Origin of the sequence: Prevotella dentasini JCM 15908 (assembly GCF_000614065.1) — a bacterium.
Taxonomy (GTDB): domain Bacteria; phylum Bacteroidota; class Bacteroidia; order Bacteroidales; family Bacteroidaceae; genus Prevotella; species Prevotella dentasini.
Map to the genome: position 1 here is coordinate 47,693 of NZ_BAKG01000016.1, position 19,719 is coordinate 67,411.

Genomic DNA, 19,719 nt, shown 5'->3' on the forward strand with positions numbered 1-19,719 from the left:
ATGCTGCGGCTTCACCGATGCTGGCTTTTGTCTTGTTCCCGACGGCTTTCATGGCAGGGAGCGCGAGGCGTTGGCAATAGCCTTATAGCCTTATCTTTCCTTCGTGATCTTTCATGATGTCGTTGTCGAAATCAATCTTGGTTTTGTCGTTCTTCCTCAGGGTCCATCGGAAGAGTATCCATGGCGTGAATGTCCTTTCCGTTGAGTAGGACACACTTCGGTAGGCACCTGTGCTGATGGTGGTCTTGCTTCGGGGATTGCCGATGAAACTCGTGCATCCTACCGACAAAACGATGTCGGGAGTAAAGCCGTATGATAGGACAAGCGTACTCGTGGGGTTAAAATTCTTTGTTCTTGAGAACTCCGTGTGTATGTAATTCTGGTAATTGAGTGAAGTTTGTACCTCAAAGTCGCCCCATTTCTTTCTGATAAAGAGCATGGCGGTGAAATATTTCTTGGCTCCTGCGGTTGTATAGTAGTCTACGTTGTGTGCCGTGTTCATCAGAAGGGTATATCCATTTTTCAGCCAAAGCAGGTTGAGCTGCATTTTCAGTGAGCGGAATCGGTCCTCGTTTCTGTATGTTGTCAGCAGTCCTCCGTTGTCCAGTGTCATGCTGACAGACTTGGCAATATCGTTGGATATGCCGTATGACATGTTTGCGCTGAGGCTCAGCCCTTTGTCGAAATAAGAGACATCTATCCCGAAAGTGTGCGTCTTTGAGGGCATGAGGAATGGATTTCCACGGCTGATAAGGAGTGTGTCGGCTGACGTGTTGTACGGATTCAGCAGAGTTACATCCGGTGCTGTGTTGCTGTATCTGTAACTGACGCCTGTCTTTATGCTGTTGGTGATGTTGTAGAAGGCGTGAAGGGACATCCGCGGTTTGAGATAATGGTGCGAAATGCTGTCCGACTTCATTGATACATACTCCATTCCTGCCATGGCGTTATAGGTCAGTCTGCGCATCAGCTGGCCGCTGTAGCCTGCAAAGACAAACTCGTTCAGCCTGTGGTGTCCGTAAAGATGGCTTCCGGTGCCTGTGCTTTCAATCCTGTCATACGAGTATTGCGTCTCGTTTCCAAAGTTGAGGCTTCCGCCATTGTCGAAGTCCTTGGAATAGTCTAACGTCAGGGTCATCAGCTTGCGGTCGTTGCTGTATTTCTGATAGTTCTCTCCTCCTTTCCCGTCTATGTGTTCTTCCAAGTTGTTGGTGTTGTCAGCGCGGTTGTCGGAATAAACGGCATACGCCTCCAGCTCTTCATCTTCGGCAAACAGGTGCTTGTAGTAGGCTGTTGCAGAAAACAGATGCGAGTGGTATTCGGACGTGTTGTTGCGGACAATGCTGTGCTTGTTCTGCTCGCCGTGAGAGAGGTAATCGTTGGTTTCCTTGCTTATGTTGCCCTGAATATATGCTGCAAGATAGTCTTTTTCGCCCATTCGCCACTTTGTCATAAAAGAATAGTCAAATTCTCTGTTCTTGTTTTCCGACTCTCCCCAATATTCTTTCGCAAGCACGGGAGTAACGAGGCTGTACCTGTTTTCTTTCCTGCTGTGCCCTGCACCGGGTGAGGCGTCTCCGTAGAACGAAATGCTGCTGTTGCCGATTTCAAACTTCGGCATGATGAAATAGTCTTTCTTCGGATAGTCTGCACGTGCCGAGAGCTGCTCGTATGTGTATAGCGAGGTGGTCTTTTTCAGTTTTATGTTCATCACGCGCTTCACGCCTTGGCGCATATACTTGGCTCCGACCACGTCTTCTATCTCTACCGACTTGATGCGCGACGGGTCAATGGGACTTATGCCTGAATTTACGCGCATGCCGTCTATGAGTATGGCCATAGCCTGACCGTCGGCAGAGCGCACGCTCTCGTTGATAGGGTCGCTGTAGATGAGCGGTATCTCCTGCAAGGCAACAAACGGGTTTCCGCTTTCCTTGGCTTTCTGCGAAAGGTAGAAGACATATCCCTTTGAGGTGGTCCGGCTGAGTCTTCCCTCAACGACGACGCTGTCGAGCATGGTGCTTTCCGTTTCAAGGATGAAATCTAAGGTAACGTCCTGATTGGGGACGGCCACGGAATCTTCCTGATTGCGGAAGCCTATATGGCTTATAACCATATTGTATTTCCCCTGCGGTATGTTGCCGGTATGGTATTCACCACTGGCTGCCGAATGGGTATGTACAGTCAGTTCTCCGTTCTTGTAAAGATAGATGCTGGCTCCTTTTACTCCAGTGCCTTTCTCGTCAGTTATTTTTCCCTGTATGTGGTATTGCGGAAAGGCGAATACAGGTGTCAGGAGCAAGGCGAAAAGCAGTGTTATGATTTTATCCATAGCCAAAAGACTTGTGAATCGTTTGATGGGATGCTTTAGTTTCCTCCTTGTTGCAAAGTTAATGAAAGTTTTTTTATTTTTCCAAGTTTTACATCGAATTAGTCTTTGCCTTTGAAGATAACCGCAAAGTTGACGAAAAGTTGTTTCCGCGTTGTTGTAATGATGCCTTACCGCCCCGGGGGTACATAAAAAAGACGGACACCCAAGTGCCCGTCTTTGCATCAGTCGTTATTCTTATTTGAGTTTGTAAGGTTATATGGCATCTCACGATGCTGTACTGAAGAGTAATTATCTGATGATAATCTTCTTGCCCTGATGGATGTAGATGCCGCGCTGAGTAGGCTTGGCAACACGCTGTCCGGAGAGCGTATAGTAGTAAAGGTCGCTGTTGTTCAGCTTCTCATTGTCTGTTTCTATATTGTCGATGCCGGTAGCCGTATTAATAGTGAGATTGTAATGCCCCTGTGCATCGGTTGATGGGTTGACGGTAATGAAGGTGCTTTGCCTAATGTTCTCGGCATTGACGGTTTGAGGACTGCCTGTGCCTACGCTGAAGACAAAGTTCACGAGGTCTGAGGAGTTTTCGATAGTGAAGTTCTGGACAAACCATTTCTTGCCGTCGACGGTTTCAAGGGTTGTAATCTTGTCGCCCGGCCACTTGCCTGACTTGGTGGCATGGTTGCCGCCCCAAATCCATGAATTGATGGCCGGACTGGCTGCCGTGGTGGAGGCACTGGCCCATGCAGCCCCGGCATCGTCTGCATTTACATATACCTTGATGTCGTAGGGCTTGAAGTCGACAAGGCTGTAGGTCTGGCTGACGATACCTGTAACGGAGCCATTAATGAGCAGACCGACTTTCAGGACGGTTGTTGCACCCGCGGGGATGGAAATGGTTGTACCGTCTGACGCCTTCGTCCCGTTGGATGCAGTCGGTTCGCTGCCGTCCATGGTGTAGACGAGCTGCGCGTCGGTATCGGCAGTGATGGCTTTCAGTGTCGTTTCCTGTGCACCGTCGTAGGTTCCACCGGGGAGGGTTACCCATGCCGAGTTGATGCTCTTGGAAAGATAGTAGGCATAGTGGTAGCCGGAAAGAACCTGTACATAGTCGGAGATATTTTGTTGGTAGTTGGCCGTGTTGCCGAGGACAACCAACAGGTTACCTTTCGTTCCGTTGACCTCGTTGGCGTACAGGTCTTGGTTGGTCCACTTGTTGGTGAAGTTGCTCATGTTGGTAATGCCTGCCAGTTTGCGTGCAGTAATCATTGCCTTAATCTCACCGGGGTAGGCAAGATAGTGCTTGTAGAAGACGCAGGGAGTGCCCGGCATGGCAAGCAGGTAGGCATTGGCAGCGAGGGTGTCGCGACGAATCGGGCCATTGCCGTTGCCGCTGGCACGTACCTCGGTGTCGTGGTTCTCTACGAAGGTTACGGCATACTGGCGATAGGCAGGCTCGGTTATGAGATTATTGTCAGTCTTGAGCTTGCGCCAGTCTCTTCCGTCTACTGCATCACGGACGTTGTACTTGAATGGAAAGTCGAAGGCGGCACTGTGCCGGCCGGTGGCGTCAATCCAGTTGGTGATGGTCTGCTTGCTGTCCCAACATTCACCGACGGAGTAGGCAACGCCTGCAGCCTGATTGTAGTCGGCAATGTGCGAGCCGTTGAAGCCTTTCACCATGTCGTAACGGAATCCTGTGTAGCCGAGGTCGTTGAGAAGGAACTTCTCGTAGGCCTTGACTATGGTCTGCACGTTCTCACTCTTGTGGTCGAGGTCGCGCATGCCGTCCCAGTCTTCTCCCTCGTCGTAGTTGCTGCTGAGTTCTATTCCCTGTTTCCCGGCTTCGGTGGCAGCCTTTCCGCCGTCGTCGTTGGCACAGATGTCGGCAGGCTTGTGCTGATAGGCAGTGCCGTTGTAGGTCTCGGCAGGGAAACCGAACCATCCGTTGTCGGTGCCGTGATGGTTGATGACCACGTCGGCAATGGTTCCGATGTTCTTCTGCCTGAAAGTCTCAATCATGCTCTTCAGCTCGGCCTCTGTTCCGAATGAGGAGTTCTGATTGAAATAATAAAGTGGGTCGTAGCCCATGGAGGTTGAGGCGGACGCCTTTCCGCTCTGCGGCACCCATACGAGGTCGAAGTAGCCGGCGAAGTCGTTGGCTTTATTTTCGAGTACGGTCCATTTGGAGTCGTCGAAGGAGTCCCAGTAAAAGCCTTGGAGCATGACACCGCCATAGTTGGCAGGCCAGCCCTGTGCAAGGGCGGTAAGTGAAAGTCCCAAGGCGAAAACGCTTGATAATATCCGCTTCATATAGATTCTTTTTAATGCTTCTCTGTGAAATCTGTGCAAAGGTACGAATTTATTGAGGGGAGTATATGAAATTGACATACATCAAACGACAAATAGTGTGCAAACGTTTGCGCCCGGTCAGGGACAGGAAAGCTCGGAGGCGGTACGTGTTTCGTGGCACAGCCTTGATACGGGAACATGCGCTGTTCTGATGGTTTGCAGGTATATGTGCAAAATTTTTCAGCCGTGCAAGGCTCTGATGTTGCGATTCTGAGCATGCGTAAGGTGGCTTTCTTTCTTCTATGGCAGGCTGACGGATGCAACGTATTGACACGCAGGGGATTAAGAAAGAGAATGTTCATTGTGCCACTTTCGGAAAACGAAAACGGCACTTTCGCAGGATGAAAGTGCCGTTCTCGCATGGTGAAAGTGCCGCTTTCGGCAGCCCGTGCTTATTATATAATGGTATAGGGAGCGAGGGGGCTTAATGGCGCTGGCTCAGCTCCTTGGCGGATGCAGGGAACGCCGGCTTCCCTGACTCCCCTGACTCCTCAGGCTTACGGATAACTCCTCTTGGGCTTGGGCATCTTCTTAGAAAGAGAGAACCATTGTCTGGCGCGGCCCGAGCGGAATGTTCTTGGTGAGGTCGACGGTTGCACCGGTGGTGATGTCGGTGGCGGTAGTGTGCCTGCCGATGACCTCGGCATAGCGGGCTGCTTCAAGCTGGTTGTCGGCCTTCCTGCCGTTGAGGATGGTGAGGACGTTCTTGCCATTCTGCTGACGGGCGATGACGTAGACACCGTGCCAAGGTATGAACTGGGTCTGCGAGCCGCGGGTAATGACTTCATTGTTCTGCCGCCAGTGGAGCAGGCGGCTTGTCCAGTCGAACATGGCGTTTTCGGCAGCGGTCCGCCCCTCGCGTGTGAACTTGTCGGCTTTGTCGCCGGGGAAACCGCCGGGGAAGTCTTTGCGGACATTGCCGTCGGTTGCTTCCTTCGTGCCGTTCATGAGAATTTCCGTACCATAGTAGAGCTGCGGCGTGCGGTTCATCGTCAGCAGAAGGGCATAGGCCTGCTTGAGGGCTGCGGTGTCGCTGCCGTTGCCGAGGAAACGGTCGGTGTCGTGGTTTTCGACGAACGCCATCACGGACGACGGGTTGGCATAGAGATAGTCGTAGCAGAGGACGTTGTAGATGCGGTTGAGTCCCTTCCACCATTCGTCGGTCTCTTCGTTCTTCGCCATCGAAAGGCGGTCGTAGAAGGCGAAGTCCATGACGGTTTTCAGATAGCTGTTCGTGTCGGAGAGCTTGCTGTCCTTCTGCCATGCAGCCGTGTAGGCAGGCTCGGTAACCCAAGTTTCGCCGACGGTATTGAAGTTGGGGTATTCGCGGTCGAGCACTTTCATCCACTGTGCCATCGCTTCACGGTCGGCATAGGGATAGGTGTCCATACGGATGCCGTCGATGCCGGCAGACTCTATCCACCAGACGGAATTCTGAATGAGATACTTCATCACGTGAGGATTGCGCTGGTTGAGGTCGGGCATTGACTTTACGAACCATCCGTCTGCGGTCTCGGCCATGTCCACCTTGCTTGCGTATGGGTCGAGTACGGGTGTGAGCTTGTAGGAAGTCTGGAGTCCGTAGCCGGGATGGTTGAACCAATCCTTCGAGGGAACGTCCTTGCTCCACGGATGATAGTCGCCGCAGTGGTTGAAAATCATATCCATCACTACCTTTATTCCCTTTGCGTGGCAGGCATCCGTCAGTGCCCTGTACTCGTCGTTCGTGCCGAAGCGCGGGTCTACGCGATAGTAATCTGTGGTGGCATAGCCGTGATAGGTGCTGTGCCTGCCGTTGTTGGGGCCGTTGTTCTCCAGCACGGGAGTGAACCAGAGAGCAGTTACGCCGAGTTCGGTGAAGTAGTCGAGGTGCTGACGGATGCCTGCAATGTCGCCGCCGTGGCGGAGACTCGGCTCGTTTCGGTTGCAGTCCCTGTCCTCCATCGTCTTGAAGGCATCGTTCTGAGGGTTTCCGTTTGCGAAACGGTCGGGCATCAGCATATAGAGCACGTCGGTATTGTCGAATCCCTTTCGGGCATCGCCCGCCATTTCGCGCTGCTCAAGCCGATAGGCGGAAGAGAACTTCTTGCCCTTGTTCCTGAAGTTTATCTTCATTTTGCCCGGCTGTGCGCCCTTCAAATTCAGATAGACGAGCAGATAGTTCGGGGAATCGAGACGGACGAGGGAATCTATCTTCACGCCGGGATAGTCGATGCTGACCTCTGACGTCTTGATTCCGTCGCCGTAGACCATCAGTTGGAGCGACGTATCCTTCATGCCGGCATACCAGTCAGTAGGGTCAATGCGGGTAATGGGCTGTGCATTGAGCACTAAAGGAAGAATCATAAGGAGTAAAAGCCAACTTCTCCGGGAGGAGGCGAGTTTGAGATTGCTGAAAATCTGTCGGGATATCATATTATACTTTGTTGCTTGTATATGGATTTTACGGGTAACTGGCGGCTGACATTGCTGACAGCCGTCGCAGAAACCCCTCCGGAGTGGAAGGGTTGGAGGAATGTTTCGGTGATTTAGTCGTGTAGGATGAGCGCGCTCTGTCCGTCGACCATCACTTCGCCGCCTTCCATCTCGCCGAGTCCGGCCTCATTGACCTCGCCGTTGGTACAGACGATGGTGTACTGGCCTTGCGGGATGTTGACGGTGCGCAGCTCGTTGCCGGCGTTGAGTATGACGTAGATGTTGTTCCACTTGTCGCCGCCGGCATGGTTCTTCAGCCGGAAGCCGACGAGGCAGTCCTGAACGGGGAGGAACTCGAGGTGCCTGCGGACGAGGTCTGCACTGCCGAGGCGGAAGGCAGGGTGGAGCTTGCGGAGACGGATGAGTCCGCTGTAGTAGTTGAACACCTGCGGATAGGCTTCGAGGTTGTTCCAGTCGAGGTGGTTGATGCTGTCGGGTGAGTTGAAGGAATTGTGCACTCCCTTCTTGTCGCGCAGCATCTCCTCGCCCGAGAGCATGAAGGGCACGCCCTGAGAGGTGAAGACGGCGGTCTGTGCGAGGAGGGCGAGGCGGATGAGCTGCTCGTCGTCGTATTCGGTTTCGGGTATGGAGGCGCGCAGTCGGTCGGTGAGGCACATGTCGTCGTGGCAGCTGACGTAGGCAATCATCTGCGTGGGTTCGGTGGCGTAGGGCTGCTTGGAGTAGTTGACCTTCGAGTAGTCTACCTGCGGATGGGCTATCATGCCTGCGATTCCGGCCTTCAGGCTCTCTTCCTGTCCGGCGACGCCTCCGAGGAATCCTGCCTTGTGGTCGTCGGAGAACGGGCCGCGCAGTGCGTCGCGCATGTCGTCGGAGAAGGCGGCTATGCCGGGCATCTGCGGTATGGCTGCCTTCATGGCGAGCTTTTCCTGCGGATAGGCGCAGCGGCCTGCACTCCAGCCCTCGCCGTAGATGAAGATGGAGGGTCGGTGGCATTCATTTCTTTGCGGATGAGGTTCATCGTCTCTATGTCGTGCACGCCCATGAGGTCGACGCGGAATCCGTCGATGTGGTATTCGTCGGCCCAGTATTTCATGGATTCGAGCATGAACCGGCGCATGAGCGGCCTCTCCGATGCGGTTTCGTTGCCGCAGGCAGAGCCGTCGGAAGGTGTTCCGTCGGCATTGTAGCGGTAGTAGGCCTTGGGGAATGTGCGCTCGAAGTTGCTGCCTGCGAGGTCGAATGTGTGGTTGTAGACTACGTCGAGTATGACGCGGATGCCGGCCTTGTGGAGTGCCTGCACCATCTGCTTGAACTCGGTGATGCGGCGTTCGGGCCGGGCGGCGTCGGTGGAGTAGCTGCCTTCGGGGACGTTGTAGTTCAGCGGGTCGTAGCCCCAGTTGTATTGCGGAAGGTCGGGGCGCGACTCGTCTACCGAGGCGTAGTCGAACGAGGGGAGGAGGTGGACGGCGTTGATGCCGAGGGCCTTGAGGTGGGCGATGGCTTTAGGCTCGGTGAGGGCGAGGTACTTGCCCTTGTGGGTCAGGCCCGACGACGGGTCGATGGAGAAGTCGCGGTGGTGCAGCTCGTAGATGATAAGCTCGGCCGGGCTTTTGGTGGGCACGCGGCGGTCGGCGTCCCATCCCTCGGGGTCGGTGTCGTCGAGGTCAATCACGGCACCGCGCCTGCCGTTGCATCCGACGGCCTTGGCGAATACGCCGGGCGTCTCGCCCTGTCCGATGTCGAAGGTGTAGAACTTGCCCTTGAGGTCGCCCTTGACGGTGGCTGTCCACTGGTTGCTGCCGGCGGATGCGAGCCTGACTTTCTTGCAGGCCTTTCCGCCCTGTCCGGCCTCGTAGAGGCGGAGGGTGGGCTTGGAGGGCGCGTTGAGGCGGAAGACGGTTGCCTTGGGCGAGTAGGATACTTCGTTGAACTGTTCCTGTGCCGTTGCGTTCTGCGGGAGCAGGAGGGCGGTGATGACGGCTGCCATGTAGTGTCTTATGTTCATAATCGGATTGTTTTTGTAAAAATATTTTATAGATGGTTCTGCGGATGGAAGCGGACGGAAGCGAATGGAGGCGGATGGCCGGAGGGTGAAAGTTCGATTTTTCAATCGTCTGAATATCAGCTCATTGCAGATTTGGTGCTACTTTCTTCGGAACGCCTTTATACCTTTTCGGGAAAAAGTACGATGTTTTTGGACAAAACGTACGATGTTTTTGGGCGAAACGTACGATGTTTTTGGGCAAAACGTACGATGTTTTTCCGGGGAAGGTATATGGCGTCCGAAAATGTAAGGTATTTTCGCAAACTTACATCAGGCTGACGGCGAAGCCTCCGCCGCGTGCCTCGGTCAGCCTGAGGACGTCGCCTTTCCTGACCTTTCTCTTGGTGATGACGTATGCCTTCGGGTTCTTCTCGTAGTCGGCATCCTTGGCGTCGGCGTAGACGGTGCAGTCGTAGGTGCGTCCCTTGTCGAGGAAGTCGAGCCTGATGACGCTCTTGTGCCCGTCCTCGTTGCACTTGCCTCCTATGAACCACTTGTCCGTGCCCTTTGCCTTGCGCGCCACGGTGATGTAGCGTGCCGGCTCGGCCTCGAGGTAGATGCTCTCGTCCCAGTCGCAGGCTACGTCGCGGATGAACTGGAAGGCGTCGTCGTACTTCCTGTAGTTCCCGGGCAGGTCGGCGGCCATCTGGAGCGGGCTGTACATGGTCAGGTAGAGGGCGAGCTGCCCGGCGAGCGTGGTGTGGACGAAGTTGGGGTTGTCGCTCCACGTGCCGAGCTGGGTCTCGAGTATTCCGGGCGTGTAGTCCATCGGTCCGCCTTGCAGCCGCGTGAAGGGCAGTATGACGGTGTGGTCGGGGCGGCTCCCGCCGAAGGCCTCGTACTCGGTTCCGCGCGCACTCTCGTTGCCTACGAGGTTGGGGTAGGTGCGGCAGAGTCCTGTCGGCCGGACGGCTTCGTGGGCGTTGACCATGATGTGGTGCTTGGCCGCCTCCTTTACGACGTGGAGGTAGTGGTTGTTCATCGACTGGGAGAAGTGGTGGTCGCCGCGCGGTATGATGTCGCCCACGTAGCCCGTCTTGACGGCGTCGTAGCCGTACTTGTTCATGAGGTTGAAGCGTCGGTGAGGTGGCGTTCGTAGTTGACGACGCTCGAGGAGGTCTCGTGGTGCATCATCAGCCTGACGCCCTTGGAGTGGGCGTATTCGTTGAGGGCCTTGAGGTCGAAGTCGGGGTATGGCGTGGTGAAGTCGAAGACGTCCTGCTTCCACATGTTTGCCCAGTCTTCCCAGCCTATGTTCCATCCTTCTACGAGCACTTGGTCGAGTCCGTTCTCGGCGGCGAAGTCTATGTACTGCCTTACCTTCTCGGTCGTCGCCCCGTGGCGTCCGTTGGGCTTCGCCTTGTCGTAGTCGGTCAGTCCGAGCTTCACGGATGGGAACTCGTCGGTATAGTTCCACGCGCTCTTCCCGACAATCATCTCCCACCATACTCCGCAGTACTTCGTGGGGTGAATCCACGACGTGTCCTCAATCTTGCACGGTTCGTTGAGGTTGAGTATGAGGTTGCTCGAGAGCATGTCGCGCGCGTCGTCACTGACGAGGATGGTGCGCCACGGCGTCTGGCAGGGTGTCTGCATGTAGCCTTTCATGCCTGTTGCGTCGGGGGTGAGCCACGACTCGAATGTCATCGTCCTGTCGTCGAGGTTGAGGTGCATCGTGGCGTAGTCGATGCAGGCCGCCTCGTGTATGTTGATGTAGAGTCCGTCCTCCGATTTCATCTGCAAGGCGGTCTGCACGCCCGTCTCGGAGAATACGGCGACGGAGGAGTTGCCCCAGTTCACCGCATCGTGGAACCGCTGCCGTATTTCCGACAGGCGCGATTCCTGCGTCTCCTGCTCCTGCGTATCGTAGTCGCCCGGTATCCACCAAGCCGTGTGGTCGCCTGTCATGGCAAACTGCGTCTTCTCCTCCTTGATGACGAAGTAGTTCAGCTCCTTCTGCTGCGGAAACTCGTAGCGCAGCCCCACGCCGTCGTCGTAGACGCGGAAGCGGAGAATCATCCTTCTGCCGGTCCCGCGCTGCTTCAGCGCAACCTCCAGCTCGTTGTAGTGGTTGCGTATGTCGCGCGTTTCGCCCCATACGGCTTCCACGTCTCGTCGAAGGTTGACTCTTTCGAGTCCGCAAGCTCGAAGCCGTCCATCAGGTCGGTCTCGTCCATCTTCTTGCTTGCGTGCTTGTCCTTGGCGAGCTGCAGCCCGAGGTATGAGCGTTTCACGACGGGCCTCTGCTTGTAGGCGATGCTGTAGCAGGGGCGTCCTCCGTCGATGCCGAACCACAGGAGCATGTTTTCGTTCGGAGAGCGCAGTGTCCTCGTCCCTCCGTCTGCCGCCGCCTGCGCCATGGCGGCAATCGTGCAGAGCAGCATCAGTGCCAGTAATTTAATTCTGTTCATATCCGTTTTTGTTTATCCTTATATATAGCCAGTGTAGCCTGACCTTTTATATATAAGGGCTGTTTTGTTTTATGTATGCGGGAGATTTGCTTATCCTTATATATACGAGCAGTGGGACGCAGTAGCCTGCGCCCCATTGTCTGTTGGTCTTATCTTCCCGACTGCGAAATCAGGTCGGTGATGTCGTTGTTGAACGTCTCGTTCTTCATCAGCTCCTCGATGCTTACGTGCATGCGGTACCGCCAGTAGTGCTTCGGATTGGCAGGGATGTTGATGCGCTCGGCGTTCGGGTCTGCCAGCCGGATTTCCTCGTCGATGCTCATCCAGTCCTGTATGCCGAGGATGCAGAGCATGCTCGGCGAGGTGAGGTGGCGGCTGACGACGTCTCTTGCGAGCCATCCCGGCAGCGGATGCGGAGCCGGGCCGCCGCGGTGGAGCATGCTGTTGAAGTAGTCCTGCGTGCGTGCCCAGTCCTCGTCCCACCACTGGCGGAGCGTCGCCATGTCGTGGGTGGAGATGGTGCTCACGCTGCGGTAGGGGTTAGCCCCGAGGTGTCCGAATCGTACCTTCGGGTCTTTCGGCATGCTCTGTATCTCGAGCGAGAGGATGCGGAGTTCGTCCATCACCCATGCCACGCAGTCGGGTACCATGCCGAGGTCTTCGGCACAGACGAGCATGCGTGTCGCATTGACCAGCTTGGGCAGCTTCTTCATCGCCTCCTGATACCAGAACTGGTTGTTGCGGCGATAGTAATAGTCGTTGTACAGACGGTTGAACACCGCCTTGTCGCTGTCGTAAAGGCTCTCGTAGATGAACGCGAACTGAACGCTGATGCGTGGGTGGAACCGGTTCGGGTCGCGGTGGTCGCGTACAAATAGCACGTCGCTGATGAGCGAATAGAGTCCGTCGCGAATCCACACGTCCTTGTCGGTGTCTTTGCCTTCGAAGGCTTTCTCCACCTTGCGCTGCGTATCGTATTCGGCGCGCATCTTGTAGCGGTCGCCCCAAGTGTGCTCCACGTACTTTTCGCGTACCTCGTCGGCATGTTCGCGGAAGACGCGGTCGAGCACCCAGTCGGCTATGAACGGCTCGGTGAACAGCTCTTCCTGCCAGTGCAGTCCGTATCCCTCCACCTCCTCGCGGCTCATTCCGAGTGCCGGGGAGAACTGGCCGAGCAGTCCGTGAACCGAGTGTACGGGAATCTCCCAGATGCGGAAGAAGCCCAGCACGTGGTCAATGCGGTAGGCGTCGAAATACTTCGCCATGTTCTGGAATCGGTTCACCCACCACTGGCAGCCGTCCTTGATCATCTCGTCCCAGTTGTAGGTGGGGAAGCCCCAGTTCTGCCCGTTCACTGAGAAGTCGTCGGGCGGTGCGCCTGCCTGTCCGTTGAGGTTGAAGTAGCGCGGCTCCGTCCATACGTCGCAGCCGTGGCGGCTCACGCCGATGGGGATGTCGCCCTTGAGGATGACCTTTTTCGACTGTGCGTATTCATGGACGGCTTTCAGCTGACTGCTGAGGATGAACTGCACATAATAGTAGAACGCCACCTCCTTGTACGCCTTGTTGCGTGGCGAGGAGAGCGTCTTGCGGTCGGCTTCGTCCCACTGCTTGTGGTCTTGCCAACGCGAGAAGTCGGCCGTGTGATACTTGTCGCGCAGAAAGCTGTATTGGGCGTAGGGTACGAGCCAGCTCTCGGTTTCGGCAAAGAACGCCTTGAAGGCATCGCTGTCCAATACGGCCTTGCCCTCCTGCTCGAAAAGCAGGCGGAGGTATTCGGTCTTCGTGTCGTTCACGCGCTCGTAGTCTATCTGCGGCAGGGCGTTGAGTTCCTTGCGCAGTGTCTCGAACCTCTCGCGCTGCTTCTTGTCCTTCAGCTCCGGCAGGGAGGTCAGGTCGGCATACTGCGGATGCAGTGCAAAGATGGATATGCAGCTGTAGGGATAAGAGTCCGTCCAAGTATGGGTAGTCGTGGTGTCGTTGATAGGGAGGATTTGCAGCGCACGCTGCTTCGTCAGGCTTACCCAGTCAATCATCTTCTTCAGGTCGCCGAAGTCGCCGATACCGAAGCTCGTCTCGGAGCGGAGCGAGAACACCGGCACGAGCGTGCCTGCCACGCGGACGGGCGGAATGGGGAAGAGGGCCTCGTCGAGTTCGTAGACAACGGCATCACCGTCTTCCATCGTCGGAAGCTCAATGGTGCGGTTGTTGCTCTGTTCCCAGACCGGGGTCAGGTCGCTGCTCTCGTTCTCAATGAAGAACTTCACCTCGAACTTGCTGCCGGCCAGAAGCGAGGCATCCAGCTCTACTGCCCATTCGTTGATGTTCTGCAGGCGCATGGGCAGAGACTTCTCCGTCTTCCATGCACCTATCAGTGGGTCGGAGCCGGAAATGTGGAGCCGGTCGCCGTCGTTGAGCTGTGGGGCGCGTAGCTTAAGGTAGACGACCTTGTTGAAACGGTTGAGCGCAGCCTTGTCGGTCTTTACATTCTTCACGCAGCCGGTAATGGCTGATGTGTAGAGGTAGGCATTGTCGGGAATGTCGTTCCAGTGGTCGAAAATGCGGTAGTTCAGTCCTCGCTCGGCATCGAATACCAAGCGGTGGGTGAAAGTGCTCCATTCCCTGCGCTCCTCGTAGTCTCCTCTAAGGATGGTGTAGAAATAGTCAATCTGTGTGCCGGGCTTAACATCCCTGTTGATGTCCACCGACCATCGGTGTCCGTCGCCCGTATGCATCCTGTACTGGGAAGCCTCGATGCTTCCGCCATGCAGCCCCGTTACGATATTCAGGACCAAATCCTGTCCATAATAGGTCTGATAGTCTATATTAAATTGTAAATTCATAGAGCTGGGTTAGTTATTTTGCTCCAAAGTTAATAATAAAAAGTCAAAGTTACACCCATAAATTGCATGAATTATTTCAATTGTTGCGTAATCGTTTGCGCGCCTGTGGTTGCCGTCCGTGCTCAGATGGTCGGGTATGCCTGTTCAAGAGGCTGTGGAACGGTTTTGCGTTTCAGGATTCATTAACAAATTTGCAGCGAGTCTTTTCTATAAAAGGAAGGGACAGACGTCCCCGTCTGTCCCTTCCTTTTGTCTTGTCCGATAAAGTCATCTTGACTTCTATATATGAATTACAAAAGGCAATACGATTTCATTTTATATTCCTAATGCAAGACGTACAGATAAGTTTTATCAAGAAACAAATGCGCCAATGTCTTTTACTTGGATTTGGACTTTGATGCAAAGTTGTATGTGATATGGAATAGCACATACTGGGGGAGTACATTGTAATATTTCTCCTCAATTCCCTGTGCATTAAGCGTCCGGGTAACATTGTTCAGCTGATGCAGTATGTCGTATCCGTCTAATTGGAGCAGCCACTTGCCATTGGCCAGAGGATAGCTTAGGCGTGCGTTCCATACCCATTCGTTCCTATCCAAGGCATTGTTGGTGTATCCGTGGTGAGTGTAAAGGGTCATGCCCGTGCTGACCTGCATGTTCCATGGCAGCTGTACTTGTGCCGTGAAGCCGTTTTTCATTTCCAGTGTCTTGATGGTGGAGAAGTCCTGTCGTGCACTTGTGGTTCTTCCCCATGTTGCATCGGAGAACAGACCTATAGACGCTGAAGCCCCCAAGCTGTAGTCTACTTGGATATTCTCTGTCAACAGCCGTGTCCCGACAATGCAGCGTTCTGGGGCAGGCATGTCGCTGTTACCCGTGTAGTCAACGCTGCGGTTGTATCCGATGCCCAACATTGTCTTGAGGTTGATGTTTTTCAGCTTTCCGACAGGACTGCTCATTCCGATGTTCAGGTTTCCCGTCCAGTTCCCATTGACATTCATCGGCTGATTGGTCCTGACGCCCGACTGCCTGTCGTATAGATAGCTCATGGCAATTGCGTTTTGCACGGGCTTAAAGACTCCCTCTATTGCCCACATGGCTTTCTTTGCAGGATATATCCTGACGAAAGAGGCAATGACCTGATGATACAGGGAAGTTCTGAGGTGGGGATTCCCTGTGGCAATGTTGAGTGGATTCGTAGTGTCGTGTATGTTCAGGTACATGTTCATGTCCGGGCTTTGAGATTGCAGGGCGTATTGCAACATGGCCTGATACTTATAGTTCGTACTCGTCCATTTCAGATAGGTGCTTTGTATGTTGATAAGGATGTTGCGCTTTGTGAATGTCGTGTCAACGCTACCGCGGAAATAGGACAGCTCCCTGTTCTGAAAGGAGAGCGGTGTTGCCAGCTGCGCCTGCCAGATGGATTTCCCGGTCTTATAATCCCATATCAAGAACGATTCTATTGTATGCCGGTTTGTCCGTAGTCTGGATTCATAGCTGTTGTCGCTGTCTAATGTGTGCAGATAGGCAGTGTAGGAGGGAAGTTCGCCCAAGGCATGGTTGTTGTCCTCTTCCCAGCCTGAAAGCTGATGGAACAGGTAAAGCATCGAGGTCGATTTAGTGTAATTCCGGTCAAATCCGTAGCTGAAGTTTATGGATAGATTCTTATTAGCGATATAGCTGTATGTAGTCTTTGCCGTGATGCTGTAGTCGCGGTTGGGGACAACATCGAAATACCTGTTCCTGAAATCCTTTGAGGCAAGTTTTCCCTGCGAATAGTATTCAATCAGGTTATGGTCGAATATATTTTGCTTCGTATCATTATACGATGAGCTTAGATATAGTGTGAGGTAATCTGGTATGCGGTTGAACTTGATGATGGATTTCAGCTCCAGTCCTGCCTGCCATCCATGCAGATTCTCTTTCGCCTGTTTTGTGTTCCTGTTGATGGCAGCGGTTTGCAGGCTGCCGGCCAGCTGTCGGGTGAATAGACTCCCGGTTGTGATTCCGCTGCTGAAGATACCGTCTCTGTTGGCCAGTATTGAGGCATAGTCCGACCAGTTATGGTTGTTGCTATAGCTGAAACGCGGCAGAATCTCGAGATTGGCTTTCTTCCACTCGAAGTATATGCGGTTGTCGGCAGAAACAGAGAAAGACTTTTTCCGTGCGTTGTCCGCTATGCGGTTAAACAGGTTTCCGCCATTAATGAAGTGGGTCTGATAGGTTTGCAGCTCGGTAGTGTTTTTGGAGTGGGCGACATTGACGTTTCCGCTTATTTTATACCGTCCGTCCATGTCGTCTATGTCGTAGTCTATGCCTCCGTTCTGTAGTGTTGTTATCCCTTCCTGTAGCTCTGCCGGACTCCAGTTCGTGTTTTCTCCGGGCTTGTCGCTGCTGTTCAGGTTGTTGGCATTGCCATAGACTCCTATTCTTGAGTGGTTGGTATGGCGCAGGGCAAATAGCCGGGCAAGGTACAGGTCGTCGTTTCCGCCGCCAAGCTCCACATTCCCCGAGAATCCGGCAGAGTATTGTTTCTTCAGCCTTACGTCCATTACGTATCGCTCGTCGCCTGCCACTCTGTGCCCGGTAAATTTGCTGTCATCTCCTTGCTTCCTGTATACGTCTATTTTATTTACCATGTAATTGGGAAGGTTACTCAGCAGAACGCGGTTGTTTCCCTTGAAGAAATCCTTTCCGTCGAGAAGCAGGCTCTCTACAAACTGTCCGTTGACGTATATTTTACCGTCCTTTGTCAGCGTAGTTCCCGGAAGCTGTCTGATGAGAGACTCCAGCATCGACCCCTCTGCCAGTTGGAAGGCACTGGCGTCATAGACGATGGTGTCTCCTTTCAGGGTAAACTTCACCTTGGTGGCTTTCACTACCACTTCGTCCAAGTCTATGGTCTTGCTTCTTTGCAAGTAGATGTTGGGTATGTCGCGTGAATATTCCCGATGGTACAGGTTTCTCAGGGAGATGGTCTGGGTGGCTGTTTCATAGCCGTTTTTTCTTACACGGATGATATAGTCTCCTTCTTTTTTGGGAATACGCAGGGCATATTCCGACGTATAGGAGAGATTTTCCTCCGACCTGTACTCTTGTGTAGATACGGCGGAGTCTATTATTGCCGTATCACCATTTGCCGGCATAATATCTACGGTACATTCAAGAAGCTGCACCTTTGTGCCGGCTTCAAATATCTTCCCGTTGAGCATGAATGTGTTTTCCTGTGCGAATGTTGACATACTCCCCCAATAAAGGAACAAGAGGAGTACGCAGGTTATTTTCTGATAGTGTTTCATATATATAAGGATAATTAATCGTAATGTATTCCAGTCATCAGGTTTTCTGTGCCGGTAGTTTCCTGTTGGCGTAGTCTGGCCTTTGGGGATAAGCTGTCTCTTGTTAGCAAACAGCATTGCAACTAATTTCTTTTGCAAAAGTATAAAAAGAAAATGAAACAAGCAAACATTCTTTAATATTATCATTTTTTTTTATATTACTGCGTTAAATTGATAGTTCGGATTGTCGGAAGAATGTTGATGGAAGCAAGAAGACGATAGTTAAAAATATTGACAAAGATGAAATAGCCTCATTGACAGAATATTTACGGAGAGGAAAATGTAACGTCTTAGTGGTCAGAAGTTTTTCGTTCTTGGTACGGATAAGGTCCGTTCATATTTCCAACAAGCCTTATTCGTTATGCGAACAAGCCTTGCCGGCAGGCCGGAAGTGGCACTTTCACCACCTGAAAGTGCCACTCTTCCCTTTCCGTTTGGAATTTATTTTACAGATAGCATACGCCTGCTGTTTGGAGAATCCATATAGCATCCGTGGTGGGGGGAAAGGAAAAAGGCATCGGACTATCACAGCCCAATGCCTCCGTAAGCTAATCATATATAATCATGAAAAAATTATTCGGTCGTCTTGTCCTTGATAATCGTTACTGCCAGCGCACCGATAACGAGGGCAACGCCTGCTACAATCATCATGTTGCTTTGTACCGAACCCACCATGCCGAGGATAATGCCACCTACGGCAGCCGCCACAATCTGCGGAATACAGATGGTTCCGTTGAAGAGTCCGAGGTAGGCACCCATGTGGCCGTAGCCTCGAGGGCGTTGGTAACGAAGGTAAACGGCATGGCGAGCATGGCCGCCCATGCGCAGCCGATGAGGACGAACGGCAGGAACATCATGTACTGGTCGTGAACAAAGGCGGTCATGGCGAAGCCGATGCCGCCAAGGACGAGCGAGAGGCTGTAGGCCATCTTGCGGTTCTTGAACTGCGGCAGCACCATGGCCCATACCACGGAGCCGATGGCCTGTACGGCGAAGAGGATGCCCACCCAGTTTCCGGCAGCCTGATAGCCTTCGCTGGCTACGTCGGTAGTGCCCCAGCAGTTGGCGGCAACCGTCCCGTTGGTGTAGGTCCACATATACATGAAGGCAAACCAGCAGAAGAACTGAACGAGGCCTACCTTCCAGAAAGTAGAGGGTGCGTTCTTGAGAAGGTCTATCCAGTTGGATTTCGACTCGTTGTCGGATTCTTTCAGGTTGTGATACTCTGCGTATTCCTTCGGGGGCATCTCCTTCACCTTGGCAGTCGTGTAGATGACGCAGAGGATAAGGATGGCTGCACCGATGTAGAAGGAATAGATAACCGAGTCGGGGACGATGCCCGGGGCGGCAACATTGGCGATGCCAAGTGCTGCAAAGGCGTATGGGAAGACGAATCCTACCACTGAGCCGGCGTTGCAGAGGAAGCTCTGAATGGCGTAGGCAAGGCCTTTCTGCTTCTCGTTCACCTCGTCGCCTACGAGCATCTTGAACGGCTGCATCGCCATGTTGATGCTTGTGTCGAGGAACATCAGCGCAACCAGTCCGAAAATCATGGCCGTGGAAACGCTCATGCCGAGTGAGCCGGCATTGGGCAGCAGGCACATGACCAGCACGGCAAAGGCAGCACCCACGAAGAGATAGGGAATGCGGCGGCCGAAGCGCGTCCATGTCTTGTCGGAAAGTGTGCCGACAATCGGCTGCACGAGGATTCCCATCAGTGGCGGAAGAATCCAGAAGTAGCTCAGGCTGTGCGGGTCTGCACCGAGAGTAGCGAAGATTCGCGAGATGTTTGCACTTTGGAGTGCGTAGGCAATCTGCACTCCGAAGAATCCGAAACTCAGATTCCAGAGTTGCCAGAATGTTTTATCAGCTCTTTGTTTCATTGTATTTTATTTTTAATTCTGTAGCTATGGTTGAAGGGGAATTGGCCCCTGAAAGGCTATGTTGGCTTGTCCTCCTGATT

The 19,719-nt window shown here is 53.5% G+C and carries 6 protein-coding genes and 3 pseudogenes; all 9 read right to left on the reverse strand.

The genetic code is table 11. The annotated features are described in order from the left end of the window. Positions 1 to 82: 82 nt before the first annotated feature. Positions 83 to 2,332, reverse strand: a complete 2,250-nt coding sequence (locus JCM15908_RS08925) for an outer membrane beta-barrel protein (protein ID WP_025003081.1) — start codon at positions 2,330 to 2,332, stop codon at positions 83 to 85. A 288-nt stretch (positions 2,333 to 2,620) separates the two neighbouring features. Next, on the reverse strand, positions 2,621 to 4,642 hold the full coding sequence (locus JCM15908_RS08930; RefSeq protein ID WP_025003082.1) for an alpha-amylase family glycosyl hydrolase: 2,022 nt from the start codon (positions 4,640 to 4,642) through the stop codon (positions 2,621 to 2,623). A 570-nt stretch (positions 4,643 to 5,212) separates the two neighbouring features. After that, positions 5,213 to 7,027, reverse strand: a complete 1,815-nt coding sequence (locus JCM15908_RS08935) for a glycoside hydrolase family 13 protein (RefSeq protein ID WP_036893052.1) — start codon at positions 7,025 to 7,027, stop codon at positions 5,213 to 5,215. Between the two features lie 182 nt (positions 7,028 to 7,209). After that, positions 7,210 to 9,122, reverse strand: a pseudogene (pulA, locus tag JCM15908_RS13335) (type I pullulanase). 304 nt (positions 9,123 to 9,426) lie between these two features. Then, positions 9,427 to 10,092 carry a glycoside hydrolase family 97 C-terminal domain-containing protein gene (locus tag JCM15908_RS15720; protein ID WP_506256110.1) on the reverse strand — a complete coding sequence of 222 codons (666 nt, stop codon included), beginning with the start codon at positions 10,090 to 10,092 and terminating at the stop codon, positions 9,427 to 9,429. Then, positions 10,075 to 11,572, reverse strand: a pseudogene (locus tag JCM15908_RS13340) (glycoside hydrolase family 97 N-terminal domain-containing protein); the annotation flags it as partial. The gene JCM15908_RS15720 and the pseudogene JCM15908_RS13340, both read right to left, overlap by 18 nt. Positions 11,573 to 11,721: 149 nt before the next feature. Continuing rightward, positions 11,722 to 14,415, reverse strand: a complete 2,694-nt coding sequence (locus tag JCM15908_RS08955) for a 4-alpha-glucanotransferase (protein ID WP_025003084.1) — start codon at positions 14,413 to 14,415, stop codon at positions 11,722 to 11,724. Positions 14,416 to 14,792: 377 nt separating this feature from the next. Beyond that, entirely contained in the window at positions 14,793 to 17,717 is a 2,925-nt protein-coding gene (locus tag JCM15908_RS08960; RefSeq protein WP_148295564.1) for a peptidase associated/transthyretin-like domain-containing protein, read from the reverse strand. Positions 17,718 to 18,329: 612 nt separating this feature from the next. Continuing rightward, positions 18,330 to 19,639 (reverse strand): annotated as a pseudogene (locus JCM15908_RS13345) (SLC45 family MFS transporter). Positions 19,640 to 19,719: the final 80 nt, after the last annotated feature.

Bases quoted from the DNA above. Each gene is read 5' to 3' on its own strand.
- JCM15908_RS08925 (WP_025003081.1), bottom strand. From the start codon at position 2,332: ATGGATAAAATCATAACACTGCTTTTCGCCTTGCTCCTGACACCTGTA.
- JCM15908_RS08930 (WP_025003082.1), bottom strand. From the start codon at position 4,642: ATGAAGCGGATATTATCAAGCGTTTTCGCCTTGGGACTTTCACTTACC.
- JCM15908_RS08935 (WP_036893052.1), bottom strand. From the start codon at position 7,027: ATGATTCTTCCTTTAGTGCTCAATGCACAGCCCATTACCCGCATTGAC.
- JCM15908_RS15720 (WP_506256110.1), bottom strand. From the start codon at position 10,092: ATGGTCAACGCCCACGAAGCCGTCCGGCCGACAGGACTCTGCCGCACC.
- JCM15908_RS08955 (WP_025003084.1), bottom strand. From the start codon at position 14,415: ATGAATTTACAATTTAATATAGACTATCAGACCTATTATGGACAGGAT.
- JCM15908_RS08960 (WP_148295564.1), bottom strand. From the start codon at position 17,717: ATGAAACACTATCAGAAAATAACCTGCGTACTCCTCTTGTTCCTTTAT.